The following is a 17,733-nucleotide window of genomic DNA, read 5'->3' as shown; positions in this document are numbered from 1 at the left end:
CACTGTCATGAAGACCGTCAACCACTGGATCGGTGGCAAGACCGTCGAGGGCACGTCGGGCAACCACGGTCCGGTCACCGACCCCGCGACCGGAGCCGTCACGACGCAGGTGGCGCTCGCCTCCACCGACGAGGTCGACGCGGCGGTCCGGGCCGCCAGGACCGCGTACGAGACCTGGGGCACCTCCTCGCTGTCCGCCCGCACGGCCGTCCTCTTCCGCTACCGGGCGCTGCTGGACTCCCACCGCGACGAGATCGCCGCGCTGATCACCGCCGAGCACGGCAAGGTGCACTCCGACGCGCTGGGCGAGGTCGCACGCGGCCTGGAGATCGTCGAGCTGGCCTGCGGCATCACCACGCAGCTGAAGGGCGAGCTGTCCACCCAGGTCTCCAGCCGGGTCGACGTCTCCTCGATCCGGCAGCCGCTCGGCGTCGTCGCCGGCATCACACCGTTCAACTTCCCGGCCATGGTGCCGATGTGGATGTTCCCGCTCGCCATCGCCTGCGGGAACACCTTCGTCCTGAAGCCCAGCGAGAAGGACCCCTCGGCCGCCAACCTGCTGGCCGAGCTGGCCGCCGAGGCGGGGCTGCCCGACGGCGTGCTGAACGTCCTGCACGGTGACAAGGTCGCCGTGGACGGGCTGCTGGCCCACCCCGACGTGGCCGCCGTCTCCTTCGTCGGTTCCACCCCGATCGCCCGGTACATCCACGCCACCGCCTCCGCCCACGGCAAGCGCGTCCAGGCGCTCGGCGGGGCGAAGAACCACATGCTCGTCCTGCCGGACGCCGACCTGGACGCCGCGGCCGACGCCGCCGTCTCGGCCGCCTACGGTTCCGCCGGCGAGCGCTGCATGGCCATCTCCGCCGTGGTCGCCGTGCGTTCCGTCGCGGACGAGCTGGTCGCGAAGATCCGTGAGCGCGCCGAGAAGATCACGATCGGCCCGGGCACGGACCCCGCCTCCGAGATGGGCCCGCTGATCACCGCCGCCCACCGCGACAAGGTCGCCTCCTATGTAGCGGGGGCCGCCGCGCAGGGTGCCGACGTCGTCCTCGACGGCACCGGCCACACCGTCGAGGGCTTCGAGGACGGACACTGGATCGGCCTGTCCCTCCTGGACAACGTCTCCACCGACTCCGACGCCTACCGCGACGAGATCTTCGGCCCCGTCCTGTGCGTCCTGCGCGTCGACACCTACGAGGACGGCGTCGCCCTGATGAACGCCTCCCCCTTCGGCAACGGCACCGCGATCTTCACGCGCGACGGGGGAGCGGCCCGCCGCTTCCAGCTGGAGATCGAGGCCGGCATGGTCGGCGTCAACGTCCCGATCCCCGTGCCGGTGGGCTACCACTCCTTCGGAGGCTGGAAGGACTCGCTCTTCGGCGACCACCACATCTACGGCAACGACGGCGTGCACTTCTACACCCGCGGCAAGGTCGTCACCACCCGCTGGCCCGACCCGGCCGACGCCCCGGCGGGTGTCGACCTCGGCTTCCCCCGCAACAACTGACCCCCCCCCCGTGTCCCCCGCCTTCCCGGAAGGCGGGGGACACGGGCGCCCGGAGTGGAGGACCGGCCCATGGCGACGACGTCGCGGCTCCCGTTCGGCGAGGCACTGAGGGACCGGCTGGGCACGCCCACACACGCGTCCGCCCTGGAGAGCAGCCCCCGCTCGCGGGTCTGGCGCATCGAACTGGCCGACCGTCCGGCGGTGTTGAAGCAGCTGGTCGCCGGTCCCGGGGCCGACGAGCGGTACGCCCGCGAGGCGGCGGCCCTGCGGATCGCCGGCCGGGCCTCCGGCGCGCCGGTCGTGCCCGTCCTCCTCGGCGCCGACCCCGTCCAGCGGGTGCTCGTGCTCGAACACCTCGTCCACCGGCGGCCCGCCGCCGACTGGATCGTCGGCTACGCGGCGGCCCTCGCCCGGCTGCACGCCGCCGCCCGCCCCGGCGACGCCGGAGCGCTGCCTCGCTGGCAGGGCCCGACCGGTGCCGACGTCACCTCGTTCCTCGCCCTGGCCGAGACCCTGGGAGTCCCCGGGGCGCCGGGAGTACGGGACGAGCTCGACGCCCTCGTGGAGCGCCTCGGCCGGGCGGACGGGACGGCCCTGCTCCACGGCGACCCGTGCCCCGGCAACGATCTGCACACACCGGACGGTGTCAGGTTCATCGACTTCGAGCAGGCCTCCCTGGGCAGCGGCCTGATGGAACTCGCCTACCTCCGCATCGGTTTCCCGACCTGCTGGTGTGTCACGAGAGCCGGCGGGCCGCTGCTGGAGCGGGCGGAGACCGCCTACCGCACGGCATGGGCGGCCGAGACCGGCAAGGAGCTCCAGGACGACGGCCTCGCCGACGCCTGCGCGGGCTGGCTGATCCGAGGTGACGCCCTGGTCGAGCGCGCCCACCGCGGCACCACCGACCACCTGGCCCGCGTCCCGGACGAGGACTGGTCCTGGGGCACCGCGACCGCCAGGCAGCGCCTCGCCCACCGGCTGGGCGTGGTCGCCGACATGGCCTCGGACGACGGGGAGCTGACGGGGCTCGGCGTCCTCGCGGGGGACCTGCGCCGTGCCGTCCTCGGCCGCTGGCCGGCTCTCACACCGGTGCCCCGGCGGCGCCCGTAGCGGGGAAAAGCTGTGGCAGGACAGTGTGTTCCCCGGCCATCCTGGGCGGTATGACCGCACCGCAGTACGAGATCCGCGCGCAGCACACCGACTCCACCGTCACCGTGTACCAGGCCTACCGGCCGGCCATCGGGCTGCCCACCGCCCGTGACGGACGCTTCCCGCCGGCCTGGAAGCGTGACCGCATGACGTGGATCAAGCCGAGCTTCCTGTGGATGATGTACCGCTGCGGCTGGGGCACGAAGGAGGGCCAGGAGACCGTGCTCGCCGTGGAGATCACCCGCGAGGGCTTCGCATGGGCACTGGAGAACGCCGAACTCTCGCACTACGTGAGGGGGGTGCACCCCGACCGGGCCGCCTGGCAGCGCGGCATGCGCCGTAGTCCCGCACGGGTGCAGTGGGACCCCGAGCGCGATCTGCGCCTGAACCCGTTGCCGTACCGCTCCCTCCAGCTCGGGCTGAGCGGAGAGGCGGCACGGCGCTACGCGGACGAGTGGCTCGTCTCCGTACGCGACGTCACGCCGCTGGCCCGGGAGATCCACGGACTCGTCCGGGCCGGCGACCTGGAGGGGGCGGCCCGGCTGCTCCCGGAGGAGAACCCGCTGCCGGACCTCGGCGCGCCGCTGCCCGTGGCGGCCGGCCGATGAGCGCCCCGGCCCGCCCGTCGGCCCTGGTCACGGGCGCGGGACGTTCGGCGGGCATCGCCGCCTCCGTGGTGCTGGACCTCGCGCGGGCCGGCTGGGACGTGGCCTTCACGTACTGGACCCCCTACGACGCGCGGATGCCGTGGGGCACGGAGCCCGGCGCCCCGGAGGCGCTGCGGAAGCAGGCGTCGTCCTTCGGCGCGCGCACGCTCGCCGTCGAGGCGGACCTGAGCGACACGGCCGTGCCGGCTCAGCTCTTCGGGAGCGTGGAGCGCGAGCTGGGCGACGTCACCGCGCTGGTCCTCTGCCATGCCGAGTCGGTGGACTCCGGACTGCTGGACACGACGGTGGAGAGCTTCGACCGGCACTTCGCCGTCAACGCGCGGGCGACCTGGCTGCTGATCCGGGAGTACGGGCTGCGGTTCCGCGGGGAGCACGGCACCGGGCGGATCATCAGCCTGACCAGCGACCACACGGCCGGCAACCTGCCGTACGGCGCGAGCAAGGGGGCGATGGACCGGATCACGCTGGCCGCCTCACGCGAGCTCGCCCACCTGGGAGTCACCTGCAACGCGATCAACCCCGGGCCGACCGACACCGGGTGGATGACCGAGGAGCAGAAGACGGAGACGGCCGGCTGGACACCGCTGGGACGCCTCGGCGTGCCGCAGGACTGCGCGAACCTCGTCACGTTCCTCTGCTCGGCGGAAGGCGGATGGGTCAACGGGCAGGTGCTGCAGAGCAACGGGGGCCTCGCCTAGCGTTTCCGGAGCGCAGCAGGGGCGAACGTGCATGTCCCTGTTTGTGCTCTTTCCCGGCGGCGGCGTACCGCATCCGGAGTACGGGGGAGGCCGGCCGTACCTCCCAGGGATGCCGCACACCTCCCCCCGGGGGTACCCCGGCCCTCCGGATGGTCCGTCTAGGGTCGAGTCATGGAGAACCCGACTTCCCGGTGGCGGCACCGGCTGCCCCGTACCCCAGGCCGGTGGGCCGCGGTCGCCGCCGCCCTCGCCGTGCTCGCGGGTGCCGGTACCTGGGCCGCCGCAGCCGACGACAGCGCGCCGTCCGTGCACCGGCAGGACCGGATGATGAAGATGAACGGGGTGTCGGTCGACACCTCGTACTTCACGTCCGGAGGCGCGCAGCGCCGGCCCGCCGTCCTCATCGGCCACGGCTTCGGCGGCAGCAAGGACGACGTGCGCGCGCAGGCCGAGAAGCTGGCCGCCGACGGGTACGCCGTCATGACGTGGTCCGCCCGCGGATTCGGGAGGACGAGCGGGGAGATCACCCTCAACGCCCCCGACGCCGAGGTCAAGGACGTGTCCGGGCTCATCGACTGGCTGGCGGACCGGCCCGAGGTGGAGCTCGACGCGAAGGGCGACCCGCGCGTCGGTGTGACCGGCGCCTCGTACGGCGGCGCCGTGTCCCTGCTCGCCGCGGGTCACGACGAGCGGGTCGACGCCATCGCGCCGGTGATCAGCTACTGGAACCTCGCCGACGCGCTGTTCCCGGACGGGGTGTTCAAGAAGCTGTGGGCCGGGATCTTCGTGTCCTCCGGCGGCGGCTGCGAGAGGTTCCAGAAGCAGCTGTGCGAGATGTACGAGCGGGTCGCCGTCAGCGGCAAGCCCGACGACGCGGCGCGAGCGCTCCTGACGGAACGTTCCCCCGAGGCCGTGGCCGACCGGATCGACGTACCCGCGCTCATCCTCCAGGGCCAGAGCGACTCCCTGTTCCCCCTCGGCCAGGCCGACGCCATGGCCGAGGCCGTGAAGGCCAACGGGGCGCCCGTCTCGGTCGACTGGATCTCGGGCGGGCACGACGGAGGGGACGACGAGGGCGACCGTGTCGAAGGCCGCGTCGGCGACTGGTTCGACCGGTACCTGAAGGAGGACGAGGGTGCCGGTACCGGGCCGGGATTCCGGGTGACCCGGACCGGCGGCGTCGACTCCACCGACGGCGCCGCCCTCAAGCGCGGCGCGAGCAGTGCCGCCTACCCCGGACTGACCAGCGGCGGACGGGAGATCGCCCTGACCGGCGCGGGACAGCGGCCCCTGCCGGGCGGCGGCCGGAACGGGGCCCCGACGGCCGGCGGCCTGACGCAGACCTTCCGCAACCCCGCGGGGGCGAACCCGCCCTCCGTCTCCGCCGTCCCGGGCGTCGGCGGCGGGCTCTCCCAGCTGTCCTCGCTCGGCGTCGGCCTCTCCCTCGACTTCCCCGGGCAGTACGCACGCTTCGAATCCGCCCCGCTGGACAGCGCCGTACACGTCACCGGATCCCCGACGGTCCGCGTGAACGTGCGAGCGGACCACGGCGACGCGGTGCTGTTCGGCAAGGTCTACGACGTCTCACCGGACGGGAAGCAGCAGGTGCTGCCCCACCAGCTCGTCGCCCCCTACCGGATCACTCCCGAGGAGCAGGGCAAGCCGGTCCACCTGACGCTGCCCGCCATCGACCACGAGGTCGACGCAGGGCACCGGCTCCGGCTCGTCCTCTCCGCGACCGACCTCGCCTACGCGTCACCCGCCGAGCCCGCGACGTACACCGTCTCCCTCGACGGGCCGCTGACCGTCCCCACCGCACCCGCGGTGCGGACCGCCGCAGCCGCCCTTCCCTGGTGGACCTGGGGGCTCCCGGCAGCCGCCCTCGTCATCGCCGCCGCACTCCTGCTCACCGTACGGCGCCGCACCGCCACTCCCGCCCCCGACGAGGCGCTGACCGGCGTACCGCTGCAGATCACGGGCCTGTCCAAGAAGTACGCCAGGTCCGCCGACAGGTACGCGGTGCGCGACCTCGGCTTCCGTGTCGAGAAGGGGCAGGTCCTCGGCCTCCTCGGACCGAACGGCGCGGGCAAGACCACTACCCTGCGCATGCTGATGGGGCTCATCACCCCCGACGCGGGAGAGATCCGCGTCTTCGGGCACGCGATCCGTCCGGGCGCGCCCGTGCTGTCCCGCGTGGGCTCCTTCGTGGAGGGCGCCGGCTTCCTCCCGCACCTGTCGGGCCGCTCCAACCTGGAGCTGTACTGGCAGGCCACCGGCCGGCCCGCCGAGCACGCCCACATCGACGAGGCGCTGGAGATCGCCGGCCTCGGCGACGCGCTGGCCCGCGCCGTGCGCACCTACTCCCAGGGCATGCGGCAGCGTCTCGCCATCGCCCAGGCCATGCTCGGGATGCCGGACCTCCTCATCCTCGACGAACCGACCAACGGGCTGGACCCGCCCCAGATCCGCGAGATGCGGGACGTGATGATCCGGTACGCGGCCGGGGGCCGGACCGTGATCGTCTCCAGCCACCTCCTCTCCGAGGTCGAACAGTCCTGCACCCACCTGGTGGTCATGGACCGGGGCCGGCTCGTCCAGGCCGGTCCGGTCGACGAGATCACCGGTTCCGGCGACATGCTGCTCGTCACGACGGGTGCCGAGGTGGCCGAACCGCTCGCCGACAAGGTGGGCGCCCTGCCGGGCATCGGCTCCGCCGTCCGCCTCGACGACGGTCACGGCCTGTTGGTCCGCCTCGACGGTGCCACAGCCTCGCAGCTGGTCTCCGAACTCGTGCGTCTCGACGTACCGGTGACGGGTGTCGGACCGCACCGCCGCCTGGAGGACGCGTTCCTCACCCTCATCTCCCAAGGATCCGCATGAGCTCCGCACCAGAGATCCAGGCCCTCGCCGAAGCCCCCGGATACCACGCCCGCCGCACCCTGCCGCTGCGGGTGGAGGCGATGCGACAGCTGCGCAGGCGCCGCACCCTGCTCATGGGCGGGGTGCTCGCCGCACTGCCGTTCATCCTGATCATCGCCTTCGCGGTCGGCGGTACCCCGGGTGGCGGGGACGGCGGCGGTCCCGATGGGGGCGGCTCGCGGATCAACCTCATGGACGTCGCGACGCAGTCCGCGGCGAACTTCGCCGCGACCTGCCTCTTCGTCTCCGCCGGCTTCCTGCTCGTGGTGCCGGTCGCCCTCTTCTGCGGCGACACCGTGGCCTCCGAGGCGAGCTGGTCCTCGCTGCGCTACCTGCTCGCGGCGCCCGTCCCCAGGGCCAGGCTGCTGTGGAGCAAGCTCGTCGTGGCGCTCGGCTTCAGCCTCGCCGCGATGGTGCTGCTGCCGCTCGTCGCCCTGGGCGCCGGAGCCGTCGCGTACGGCTGGGGGCCGCTGCGACTGCCCACCGGGGGCGAGCTCGGCACCTCGGACACCGTGCCGCGCCTCGCGCTCGTCGTCGCCTTCATCTTCGTCTCCCAGCTCGTCACGGCCGGGCTGGCGTTCTGGCTCTCGACGAGGACGGACGCACCGCTGGGCGCGGTGGGCGGCGCGGTCGGGCTGACGATCGTCGGAAACGTCCTGGACGCGGTCACCGCTCTCGGGACCTGGCGCGAGTTCCTGCCCGCGCACTGGCAGTTCGCCTGGGCCGACGCACTCCAGCCCGAGCTCGAATGGGGCGGCATGGTCAAGGGCGCGGCGGTGTCGGTGACCTATGCCCTGATCCTGTTCGCCTTCGCCTTCCGCGGGTTCAGTCGTAAGGACATCGTGTCCTGACCTTGATGTTCCGCCGCCACGAAGCCCGTTGTTGCGCCATCGAGACTGTTCCGCAACGCTTCCGACGACTCCGCCGGGCCGCCCCGCACGTCACATTCACAGATGTCCACGACGTGGGGGGTACCGATGGAACGCAGGGCAAGGACACACCGGGGAGCGCTCGCGCTCCTCATGGCAGGAGGAATCCTGCTCACCGGCTGCGGCGGCACGGGCACGGGCCACGACTCCGCCGCCGAACGCGGCGTCGCCGGGAACGGCGGCCCGGCGGGGGACAAACGGGCCCCCGCCGCACCGTCCGCCGCGCCGGGACAGGACGAGGACGGGACGAAGCGGGCGGAGGGCGGCACGGCGCGGGAGAGCACCGCCCCCGACTACCTGTCGACCTTCGCTCTCGACGTGGACACCGCCAGCTACGGCTACGCGCGCCGCACCCTGGGTGACGGGCAGCTGCCGGCAGCCGGCACGGTGCGTCCGGAGGAGTTCGTCAACAGCTTCCGCCAGGGCTACGAGGCGCCGGAGGGCAACGGCTTCTCCGTCAGCGTCGACGGCGCCCGGCCGGACGCCGCCGACTGGTCGCTGGTGCGGGTCGGCCTGGCCACCAGGGCAGCCTCCGGCACCGGCGAACGCCCGCCCGCCGCCCTGACCTTCGTCGTCGACATCTCCGGATCGATGTCCGAGCCGGGCCGGCTCGACCTGGCGAAGACCTCGCTGGGCATCCTCGCCGACGAACTGCGCGACGACGACTCCGTATCCCTGGTCACCTTCAGCGACAAGGCCGAGACCCGGCTCCCGATGACCCGTCTCCAGGGCAACCGCACCAAGCTCCGGGACGCCGTCGAGGCCATGGAACCCGCCGCCTCCACGAACGTGGCCGCCGGTGTGGAACGTGGCTACGACGAGGCGGTCGAGGGCCACCGCAAGGGTGCCAACAACCGGGTCGTCCTGCTCTCCGACGCGCTCGCGAACACCGGTGAGACGGAAGCCGACGCGATCCTCGAACGGATCGGGGACGCCCGCGAGGAACACGGCATCACCCTGTTCGGGGTCGGGGTCGGCAGTGACTACGGCGACGAGCTGATGGAACGCCTCACCAACAAGGGCGACGGCAACACCACCTACATCGCCGACGAGACGCAGGCCAGGAAGGTCTTCGTCGACCAGTTGCCCGCCCACGTCGAACTCCGCGCACGCGACGCCAAGGCCCAGGTGGCCTTCGACCGTAAGACGGTCAGGCAGTTCGAGCTCATCGGCTACGAGAACCGCAAGGTCGCCGACGAGGACTTCAGGGACGACGGCGTCGACGGCGGAGAGGTGGGCCCCGGCCACACGGTGACCGCGCTCTACGCCGTGCGGCTGCGGGAGGGCGCCTCCGGCCGCGTGGCGACGGCGACGGTGCGCTGGCTCGACCCGAAAACGAGGAAGGCGCACGAGGAGACCGGTTCGGTGACCACCGGCGCGATCGACGGCAAGCTCTGGGGCGGGGACAACGACCGGCTCCAGGTGACGGCGGTGGCCGCCTACTTCGCGGACACCCTGCGCGGCGGGGACCTGCCCGGCACGCCCACGCTGGGTGCACTCGCCACCCGCGCGAGGGCGCTGGCCTCCTCCACCGAGGACAGCTCCGTGGACAAACTCGCGACGATGATCGGACAGGCCGACCGGATCAGGAACGGCGGTGGCGACTCGCCTCCGGGTGACGGGGGCGAGGGCGAAGTCGGCTGACACGGCCGTCCGGGCCCGGCGGGGAGGCCTCCACGCCGGGCCCGTCCCCGCGGTGGGGCCCCGGAACCCGCCGAGCACCCGACAGCCGTCGCGGCCGGGGACAGCCGGGGCGGACGGAGCGGCCCCGCTCAGGCCAGGTGGAACACCTCGGTCAGCGGGACCATGGCCTCGTCGGCGGCCTCAGGCTGCTCGAAGAACTCGGCCATCTCCCGCTGCCACCGTGCGTTGACCTCGGTCGCCGCCATCGCCTCCCGGGCCCCGTCGAAGTCCTCCGTCTCCAGATAGCCGACCAGCAGGCCGTCCTCGCGCAGGAACAGCGAGTAGTTGTGCCAGCCCGAGGCCGACAGAGCGGCGAGCATGTCCGGCCACACGGCGGCATGGCGCTCGCGGTATTCGTCCTTGCGGTCCTCACGGACCTTCAGCAGAAAGCAGACACGCTGCACGGAGCCGGTCCCCCCGGTTCAGAAGTCGAAATCGTCGATGTCCCCGGATCCGAGGACGGCCGGCTCGGCCAGGATCATCCACCGTCCCTGCCGGCGGTGTACTCACCGAGCCTGCCGTCTCGGACCCCTCGGGAGACCGCCCGGCCCGCCCGGCGCCGGACAGAAAGGTTTCAATCAGGGTGCTCGGAAGGTAGACGGGGAGTGCGGGCGCAGTCAATGGGCCGATGGCCGGAAGTTCCGGGCAACGGCGGCGACATGCGGTGCGATCAGGGGGAAGAGGCGGGCGGTCGTGACGGCCCTCGGGACAGGGCACCGCCCTCCGGTCGCCTGAACCGATTCACTGGGTGGGCCGGGCTGCGCGCCTCCCTCACAGGCGAGCCGCGCTCGCTGCCGCCGGATGGTCCGGTCCGAGCAGGACGACGAGTCCCGCCCTGCCGGGGACCTGGACCCGCACCTGATGCCAGCCCGCGCGCCGGTAGAAGCGCAGCGTCCCCTCGGCCCGCACGGACGTCAGCAGCCAGCACCGCCCGCCAGGGGCTGCCCCGGTGACCGCCGAGAGCAGTGCCGCTCCCAGCCCCGTGCCGCGCGCGGCCGGGGCGACGGCCAGCTCGTCGACCTCCAGGCCCCCGCACAGCCAGTCCTCGGTCCGCTCGGGCCCGAGGGCCTCGGCGACGTGTCCGTAGCTCCGGTCCGAGGGAAAGGCGGCGGGCGTGGTCCACGCGGTCGCGAAGCCGCCCACGGAGCCCCGGTCGAGGGCGAGCGCGGCGGTGAACCCGGGGCGCCGGGCGTCGGAGGCGAGCCGCTCGGTGTACAGCGCGGCAGCCGACGGGTCCTCGTTCCACGGCGGCGCGGAGAACACCTCGGCGTACACCAGGCGGATCCCGTCGGCGTAGGCGGGAAGACCGCCGGCGTCGATCAGCTGGACCCGCACGACACACCCCGCTCCCCGCCCTCGGACCCCGTCGCGGAAAGCATAGGACGCGCTCAGGTGGGGAAGGCGCGGGGATCCTGGGAGGGCTTCCGGAGGAGGTGCTCGCCGAACCAGTTCCCCGCCAGGTCGGCGACCCGGTCCAGGGCGCCCGGCTCCTCGAACAGATGCGAGGCGCCGGGGACGATCTCCAGCCGGTTCTCGCACCGCAGGGACGCCTGTGCCTGCCGGTTGAGGTCGATCACCGTGGTGTCGTCACCGCCCACGATGAGCAGGGTGGGTGCGCGTACCCCGGCCAGATCGGCCCCGGCCAGATCGGGACGCCCGCCCCGGGACACCACGGCGCCGACCCCCGCGTCCGGGTCCGCGGCGGCGGCCCTCAGCGCCGCCGCCGCACCCGTGCTCGCTCCGAAGGAGCCCACCGGAAGCCCCGCACGTCCCCTGAGCCAGCTGGTGGTGTCCGCGAGCCGCCCGGCCAGCAGGCCGATGTCGAAGACGTTGTCGCGGTGGGCCTCCTCCCCGCGAGTCAGCAGGTCGAAGAGCAGGGTGCCCAGGCCGGCGCGGTGGAGCGCCGAGGCCACGGAACGGTTGCGCGGGCTGCGGCGGCTGCTGCCGGAGCCGTGGGCGAACACCACGACCGCCCCGGCGTCCCCCGGGACGGCGAGATCCCCGGGGAGCGTGACGCCGCCCGCGTCGATCTCGACCTCCTCGGCCGTGACGACGCCTCCGGAACCCCGGGCCAGCAGGGCGACGACCTCCTCGTCGGAGGTCTGGGAGAAGTCCCGGTACCACTCACCCACGGCGGAGAAGGGGCTCGGTGTAGAGAGGCACACGACCTCGTCGACGTCCTCGCGCAGCCTGGCGGCGACATCCGGCGAGGCGACCGGCACGGCAAGGACGACATGGGCGGCGCCCTGCGCCCGCACCACCTGACAGGCAGCCCTCGCGGTCGCTCCGGTGGCGACCCCGTCGTCCACCACGACCACCGCGCGCCCCTTCAGGGGCCGGCGCGGCCTGCCCTCTCGGTAGGCGTGGGCCCGCCGCGCGAGCTCCGCCTCCTCGGCGCGCTCGACGGCGACGAGGTCCTTCTCCCGCACCCCGGCGTGGCGGACGATCTCGTCGCTGATGACCCGCACTCCGCCCTCGCCGATGGCACCGAAACCGAGTTCCGGGTGGTACGGCACCCCGAGCTTGCGGACGACGATCACATCGAGCGGAGCGCGGAGGGCCTGCGCCACCTCGTACGCCACGGGGACCCCGCCACGCGGCAGTCCCAGGACGACGGGGTCGTGCCGTCCCAGGTGCGTCAGTGCCGCCCCGAGCCGCCGCCCGGCATCCGTGCGATCGGTGAACAGCACGGTGGTTCACCTCCAACAGGGGGCAGAGCCGGACACGCGTGCGCACCCCCACCTCCGAAACAATCCCATGTGCACCGGTTCGGCAAGTCGGGGACGGCCGTCGCACGGAGCGAACCGGTGCGGCCCTGATCCGGGGGCACGGCGCGTTCGCGGGTGGAGGCGAGCACCCGCACAACGGGGCGGGGCGCCCGCAGTGGCGTCACACGCCCGCTGCCGACTTCACGACGCGACCACCGTCATGTCACGAAAGTGTCCTGAAGGCGATCAAGAAGCAACTCGGGCAACCGCACCGGCCATCTGGCACAGCGGAAACCACACGGGCGAACAGCCGCCCGGCTCACTCGCCCGCTCCCCAGGAGCGCAGCACACGCGAAGGACTGACACCGGTATGCGCACTCGGAAGATCTCGGTACTGACCATGACGGCGGTGGCCCTCGGCCTGGCGCTGACGGCATGCAACAACGACGGCGGCGACAACGCGTCCTCGTCCGCGCGCAGTTCATCGGCGACGGCGACGGCCGCGAGTACCCCGGGGCCCGGCACCGCGGAGGGCGGGTCGTCCGGCACGCCCGCCAGGTCCGGCGAGTCCGGCACGAAGTGCACCGACCAGATCGACTACGCGGGCGACTCCCGCTCGAACGCCGAGATCAACAGCATCGGCGAGGACACGGGCACGTGCCCGCCGGTGCGGAAGCCGGGCGAGGCGTCGGGTACCCCGAAGGACCCGGGCGCGAAGTGCACGGACCAGATCGACTACGCGGGCGACTCCCGCTCGAACGCCGAGATCAACAGCATCGGCGAGGACACGGGCACGTGCCCGCCGGTGCGGAAGCCGGGCGAGGCGTCGGGTACCCCGAAGGACCCGGATGCGAAGTGCACGGACCAGATCGACTACGCGGAGGACTCCCGCTCGAACGCCGAGATCAACTCCATCGGTGAGGACACGGGCACGTGCCCGCCGGTGAAGCGGAAGTGAGTCGCTGACCGCCCCTGGAAGAAGCCGGGGGAAGCGCGGACAGGGCGAACCCCCGGCCACCCCCGATGAGCTCGCCCCATACCCGGGCACGCGTGTGTACGACCTGCGGCAGACAGCGCCGGACCGCCCTCCCGCCACCGGAGCCGGTCCGGCGCTCACGCGTGCTCCAGGGGCCGCCCGGGTCGTGAGGGTCGTGATCGCGCGCTGCCCCACATGGAGTGATGAGAAGCGCGGCGCACGTCTCCGTGGATTGTCCGTAGCCACCCGCGGAAGCCCGGTGACAGCCGGACAGTGCCGGACCGTTCTGGTGGTCACACGGGGGCGGCCCGGCGCTTACGTTCCCGCTACGCATCGCTCGGTAATGTGCCCGACCAGCGAAAAGGCCCTCCGGGGTGGAGGGCCTCACAGTGGTGCGCGATGTGCGCCCCCGGCAGGACTCGAACCTGCGGCCAAGCGCTTAGAAGGCGCCTGCTCTATCCACTGAGCTACGGGGGCCAGGTGACGGCCTGGTGTCCCGGAAGGCACTGGTTCAAGCCATCCGCGACCTTGCGGGGACAAGGATAGGGCTCAGATCGCCTCGTCCCGGTTGCTTCACCTGCGTGGCACGATGTGGAGGTTCGGTGAAGCGAACCGATAATCGCAGGTAGGTGCGATTCATGCATCGCTTTTGGCGCCTCGCGCCCCGGGTGTTGTGCACTCGTTATGCCTGCGCCCCACTCGTCCCCTCTGTCCCCCGGGGTGGATCCGCCGCGCAGAGGGGCTTATACGCTTCAAAAAGGCGTCAAAATTGGGCATTCTTCACATGTGGTAACCATGGACGTACGGCCCCAGCTCATCGACGCACTTTCCGCCCTGCGCGACCGTGTCGCTGCCGTGCGTCTTCCACTTCCGCTGCCGGGTGCCCCGCGCGCCCGGCAGACGCGGACCGAACTGCTCGCCCAGCTGGACGACTACCTCGTACCACGTCTCAAGGACCCCGAGGCACCGCTGCTCGCGGTGATCGGGGGATCCACCGGCGCGGGCAAGTCGACGCTGGTCAACTCGCTGGTGGGCTGCCGGGTCAGTGAGGCAGGCGTGCTGCGCCCGACCACGCGCACCCCCGTACTCGTCTGCCACCCCGACGACCACCACTGGTTCGCCGGCGTGCGGGTGCTGCCGCAGCTGACCCGGGTGTGGCTGCCTCCCGGGCAGGTCCCCGACCCGGACGGGCTCGACCACTTCGGGGCCGACGGCGACCGGGACGACACGGTGCTGCGGGTGGAGACCACGGCGACCCTGCCCCGGGGGCTGGCCCTCCTGGACGCCCCCGACATCGACTCACTCGTCGTACGGAACCGTGTCCTGGCCGCCGAGCTCATCTGCGCGGCCGACGTGTGGGTCATGGTGACCACCGCGTCCCGGTACGCGGACGCCGTGCCGTGGCACCTGCTGCGCACCGCCAAGGAGTACGACGTCTCCCTGGTCATCGTGCTGGACCGGGTGCCGCACCAGGTGATCGCCGAGGTCTCCCGGCAGTACGGGGCACTGCTCACCCGGGCCGGCCTGGGTGAGGTCCCCCGCTTCACCATCCCCGAACTGCCCGAGTCCGCGGGCGGCGGCAGCGGGCTGCTGCCGACCACCGCCGTCGCACCCCTGCGCGCGTGGCTCACCCACCGGGCGCAGGACCCGGCGGCCCGTCAGCAGGCGGTGGGGCGCACGGCGTCCGGCGTCATCGACTCGCTCGACGTACGGATGCCCGAGCTGGCCGGGGCGGTGGCCGCCCAGTACGCCGCGGCCGTACGGCTGACCGGTGTGGTCGAGGAGGCGTACGGCAAGGAGCTCGCGCGCGTGCGGCGGCGGCTCCGCGACGGGGCCGTGCTCTCCGGCGGCGCCCGCACCCGGTGGCGCGGGTATCCGCTGTACAGCACCGCGGGCGAGCTGCTGGACGCACTCGTGGAGAGCCTGGCGGCTCTGTTGCAGTGTGCCGTCGCCGCCTCGGACGAGCAGATCCGCGCGGTCTGGCAGCGTGAGCCCGCCGCCGGGGACTTCCGGTTCGAGGACGCCGACCGGGAGGCGGGCGGGTGGGGGCCCGCCGAGGACATCCAGGGCCGGATCGGCATGGCCGTGCGGCGCTGGCGGCGGGTGCTCGAGGAACTGGCCGAGGAGGAGGCCCGGCTCCTCGACCGCAGTGCCGCGCCCGACGCCGAGACGGTGGCGGCGCTGCTGGCCGCCGCACTCCTCGGCGGACGCCGCGCCAGGGGCGCCGGGGAGCAGCTCGCCGAACGGATCGGTGCCCAGGGGGCGCTGCGTCTGCGCGACAAGGGCGGGGCCCTGCTCACCGAGTGCCTGGACCAGGTCATGCACGGTGAACGCGACCGGCGGCTCGCCCCGCTGGACGCGCTCGAAGTCGCCCCCGAACCGCAGGCCGAACTGATCGCCGCGCTGTCCGTACTGCAGAAGGAGAGGTGGCAGCGATGACTGCCGTCACTGAGGGCCGGGACCACGGGCAGGGACCGGAGAGCGAGGGCACGCGGGACGGCCGGGGGGACGACGTACGGCACTGGGACGACGGGCTCATCGCGCGCCGCGCCGCCGACGCCGCACAGGCGGGGTCCGAGGCGGGGCCGGTTGCGGCCGGCCAGGACGGTCCGGAGCCCCAGGTCGAGGCGTACGGCCTGCCGGGAAGCCCCCTGCGGCCGCGGCTGGACGCCCTGCGCGAACTGGTCGGGCTCTCCCGCGCCCGCCTCGACGGTGTCACCCTCGCCGAGGCCGGACGCGTCCTCGACGAGGCGTCGGCCCGCCAGCGGCTCTCCTCCCGGCACACGGTCGTCGCCGTCGCGGGGGCCACCGGCAGCGGGAAGTCCACCCTTTTCAACGCGCTCGCGGGCGTCCAGATCTCCGACACCGGGCTGCGCCGGCCGACCACCTCGGCTCCGATCGCGTGCAGCTGGACCGACGGCGCCGCCGGGCTGCTCGACCGGCTGGCCGTCCCGGGCCGGCTCCGGCGCAGGCCCGTACAGGGCTGCACGGCCACCGACGAGGCGCTGCAAGGGCTCGTGCTGGTCGATCTGCCCGACCACGACTCGGCGGCGACCGGCCACCGGGAGCAGGTCGACCGGGTGCTGGCACTGGTCGACGCGGTGATCTGGGTCGTCGACCCCGAGAAGTACGCCGACGCGGCCCTGCACGAACGCTATCTGCGTCCGCTCGCCGGACACGCCGAGGTCTCGTTCGTCGTGCTCAACCAGATCGACCGGCTCTCCGCCGAGGCCGCCGACCTGGTCCTGGACGATCTGCGCCGGCTGCTCGACGAGGACGGGATGGCGGTGGGGGAGCACGGCGAGCCGGGCGCCACCGTCATGTCCCTCTCCGCGCTCACCGGGGCCGGGGTGGGCGACCTGCGTGAGCTGCTCGGCAGGTTCGTCCAGGACCGTACGGCGGCGGCACGCAGGCTGTCCGCCGACGTGGACGCGGCCGCCGCGCGGCTCCGTCCGGTGTACGTCGCCGAGGGGCGGCCGGGGCTCGGCGAGCGGGCCCGCGAGGAGTTCACCGACCGGCTCGCGGACGCCGTGGGCGCGGCGACGGCGGGGGAGGCGGCGGAACGGGAGTGGCGCAGGAACGCCGGCCGGGCCTGCGGCACGCCCTGGCTGCGGCTGTGGCGCTGGTACGAGTCCACCCGGCAGCTGGGCGGCCTCGACCTGATGGCGCAGGCGCTCGCGCCGCCCGAGGAGGAGCTCACCGCCCGGCAGCGCGTGGAGCAGGCCGTGCGCAGACTCGCGGACGACGCGGTGGACGGGCTGCCCGCACCGTGGGCGCAGGCCGTGCGCGAGGCGGCGGTGGCCGGGGCGAAGGGGCTGCCCGAGGCGCTGGACGAGCTGACTCGGAACGCGCAGGCGGGGGGCCGGAACCGTGGAGGGAGCCGGGACACCGGGGCCACCCCCGTGGGCCCGGGCGGGCGTACGGACACGGGACGGGGCGTGCGGAGCACGTCGGGAGGCCGGGCGGAGCGGGGGTCCGGTTCCGTGGGCCGGCCCGTCGCGGGAGGTCCGGGCGGCCGTGGTGCCAGGCCGCCGCGCCCGGCGTGGTGGCCCGCCGCCGTGCTCGCCCAGGCCTCGATGACGTTGCTCCAGATCTTCGGGGGCCTGTGGCTGCTCGGCCAGATCGTGGGCGTCATCGAGCCGGGACTGCTCACTCCGGCCCTCCTCATGCTCGCCGGGGTGGTCGGCGGGCCGCTCGTCGAGTGGTCGTGCGCGGCCGCGGCGCGGGGGCCCGCACGCCGGTACGGGCAGGAGGCGGAGCGGCGGCTCCGCGAGGCCGCGGCCGGCTGCGGGAGGGCCAGGGTCCTCGACCCGGTGGCGGCGGAACTGGCGCGCTACCGCGAGGTGCGGGAGCGGTATGTGGCGGTGACGGAGTTCTCCACAACCGGTGGGTAGTCCACAGGCCCGAGCGACGTTCCCGGTTCCCGTCCAGCATGGTGCGCAGCGGATGACGGACACACACCGCATCGCACGTCGCGCACGCGTCGCGCGTCCTCG

General features: G+C 73.3%; 13 protein-coding genes and 1 tRNA gene. 10 read left to right on the top strand and 4 right to left on the bottom strand.

The genetic code is table 11. The features are described 5' to 3' along the window. Window positions 1–7 precede the first annotated feature (7 nt). The 7 genes from ACHFIV_RS26805 (at window position 8) to ACHFIV_RS26775 (ending at window position 9,514) form a co-directional block, all read left to right on the top strand. Window positions 8–1,507, top strand: a complete 1,500-nt coding sequence (locus tag ACHFIV_RS26805) for a CoA-acylating methylmalonate-semialdehyde dehydrogenase (RefSeq protein ID WP_398974093.1) — start codon at window positions 8–10, stop codon at window positions 1,505–1,507. Between the two features lie 69 nt (window positions 1,508–1,576). Next, window positions 1,577–2,617: a phosphotransferase family protein gene (locus ACHFIV_RS26800; protein WP_398974090.1), complete on the top strand. Its 1,041-nt coding sequence runs from the start codon at window positions 1,577–1,579 to the stop codon at window positions 2,615–2,617. Between the two features lie 50 nt (window positions 2,618–2,667). Next, window positions 2,668–3,264, top strand: coding sequence for a DUF4291 domain-containing protein (locus ACHFIV_RS26795; RefSeq protein WP_398974087.1), 597 nt, complete (start codon window positions 2,668–2,670; stop codon window positions 3,262–3,264). Further along, complete coding sequence (locus ACHFIV_RS26790) at window positions 3,261–4,022, top strand: SDR family oxidoreductase (RefSeq protein WP_398974084.1); 762 nt, start codon at window positions 3,261–3,263, stop codon at window positions 4,020–4,022. The genes ACHFIV_RS26795 and ACHFIV_RS26790 overlap by 4 nt, the downstream gene beginning before the upstream one ends. A 171-nt stretch (window positions 4,023–4,193) precedes the next feature. Continuing rightward, window positions 4,194–6,902 (top strand): alpha/beta fold hydrolase, encoded by a 2,709-nt coding sequence (locus ACHFIV_RS26785; RefSeq protein WP_398974081.1) that lies wholly within the window; start codon window positions 4,194–4,196, stop codon window positions 6,900–6,902. Then, window positions 6,899–7,792, top strand: a complete 894-nt coding sequence (locus tag ACHFIV_RS26780) for an ABC transporter permease (protein ID WP_398974078.1) — start codon at window positions 6,899–6,901, stop codon at window positions 7,790–7,792. Before ACHFIV_RS26785 ends, ACHFIV_RS26780 begins: the two co-directional genes overlap by 4 nt. A 126-nt stretch (window positions 7,793–7,918) precedes the next feature. Next, a complete protein-coding gene (locus tag ACHFIV_RS26775) occupies window positions 7,919–9,514 on the top strand; it encodes a vWA domain-containing protein (RefSeq protein WP_398974822.1) in 1,596 nt (531 codons plus the stop codon). A gap of 128 nt (window positions 9,515–9,642) precedes the next feature. Here the strand turns inward: ACHFIV_RS26775 and ACHFIV_RS26770 are convergent, their stop codons facing one another. The 3 genes from ACHFIV_RS26770 to ACHFIV_RS26760 all read right to left on the bottom strand — a co-directional run bounded on the left by ACHFIV_RS26770 (window position 9,643) and on the right by ACHFIV_RS26760 (window position 12,243). Further along, the gene (locus ACHFIV_RS26770; protein ID WP_398974075.1) at window positions 9,643–9,957 is read right to left on the bottom strand and encodes an L-rhamnose mutarotase; all 315 of its coding nucleotides are present in this window, start codon (window positions 9,955–9,957) and stop codon (window positions 9,643–9,645) included. A 367-nt stretch (window positions 9,958–10,324) separates the two neighbouring features. Next, window positions 10,325–10,888, bottom strand: a complete 564-nt coding sequence (locus tag ACHFIV_RS26765) for a GNAT family N-acetyltransferase (protein ID WP_398974072.1) — start codon at window positions 10,886–10,888, stop codon at window positions 10,325–10,327. Window positions 10,889–10,941: 53 nt separating this feature from the next. Next, window positions 10,942–12,243, bottom strand: a complete 1,302-nt coding sequence (locus tag ACHFIV_RS26760) for a phosphoribosyltransferase family protein (protein ID WP_398974069.1) — start codon at window positions 12,241–12,243, stop codon at window positions 10,942–10,944. A gap of 388 nt (window positions 12,244–12,631) precedes the next feature. Between ACHFIV_RS26760 and ACHFIV_RS26755 the strand changes: the two genes are divergently transcribed. Further along, a complete protein-coding gene (locus ACHFIV_RS26755; RefSeq protein ID WP_398974066.1) occupies window positions 12,632–13,219 on the top strand; it encodes a hypothetical protein in 588 nt (195 codons plus the stop codon). 422 nt (window positions 13,220–13,641) lie between these two features. Here ACHFIV_RS26755 and ACHFIV_RS26750 read toward each other — a convergent pair. Further along, a tRNA-Arg gene (locus ACHFIV_RS26750) sits at window positions 13,642–13,714 on the bottom strand. A 318-nt stretch (window positions 13,715–14,032) separates the two neighbouring features. On the opposite strand from ACHFIV_RS26750, the gene ACHFIV_RS26745 reads away from it, so the two are divergent. Next, window positions 14,033–15,676: a dynamin family protein gene (locus ACHFIV_RS26745; RefSeq protein ID WP_398974063.1), complete on the top strand. Its 1,644-nt coding sequence runs from the start codon at window positions 14,033–14,035 to the stop codon at window positions 15,674–15,676. Further along, complete coding sequence (locus ACHFIV_RS26740; protein ID WP_398974060.1) at window positions 15,673–17,631, top strand: YfjP family GTPase; 1,959 nt, start codon at window positions 15,673–15,675, stop codon at window positions 17,629–17,631. The genes ACHFIV_RS26745 and ACHFIV_RS26740 overlap by 4 nt, the downstream gene beginning before the upstream one ends. Window positions 17,632–17,733 lie beyond the last annotated feature (102 nt).

It is taken from the genome of Streptomyces sp. ALB3 (genome assembly GCF_044385685.1).
Lineage (GTDB): Bacteria > Actinomycetota > Actinomycetes > Streptomycetales > Streptomycetaceae > Streptomyces.
The sequence above is the reverse complement of the archived record's forward strand: the minus strand, read 5'-3'. Positions and strand labels throughout refer to the sequence as shown.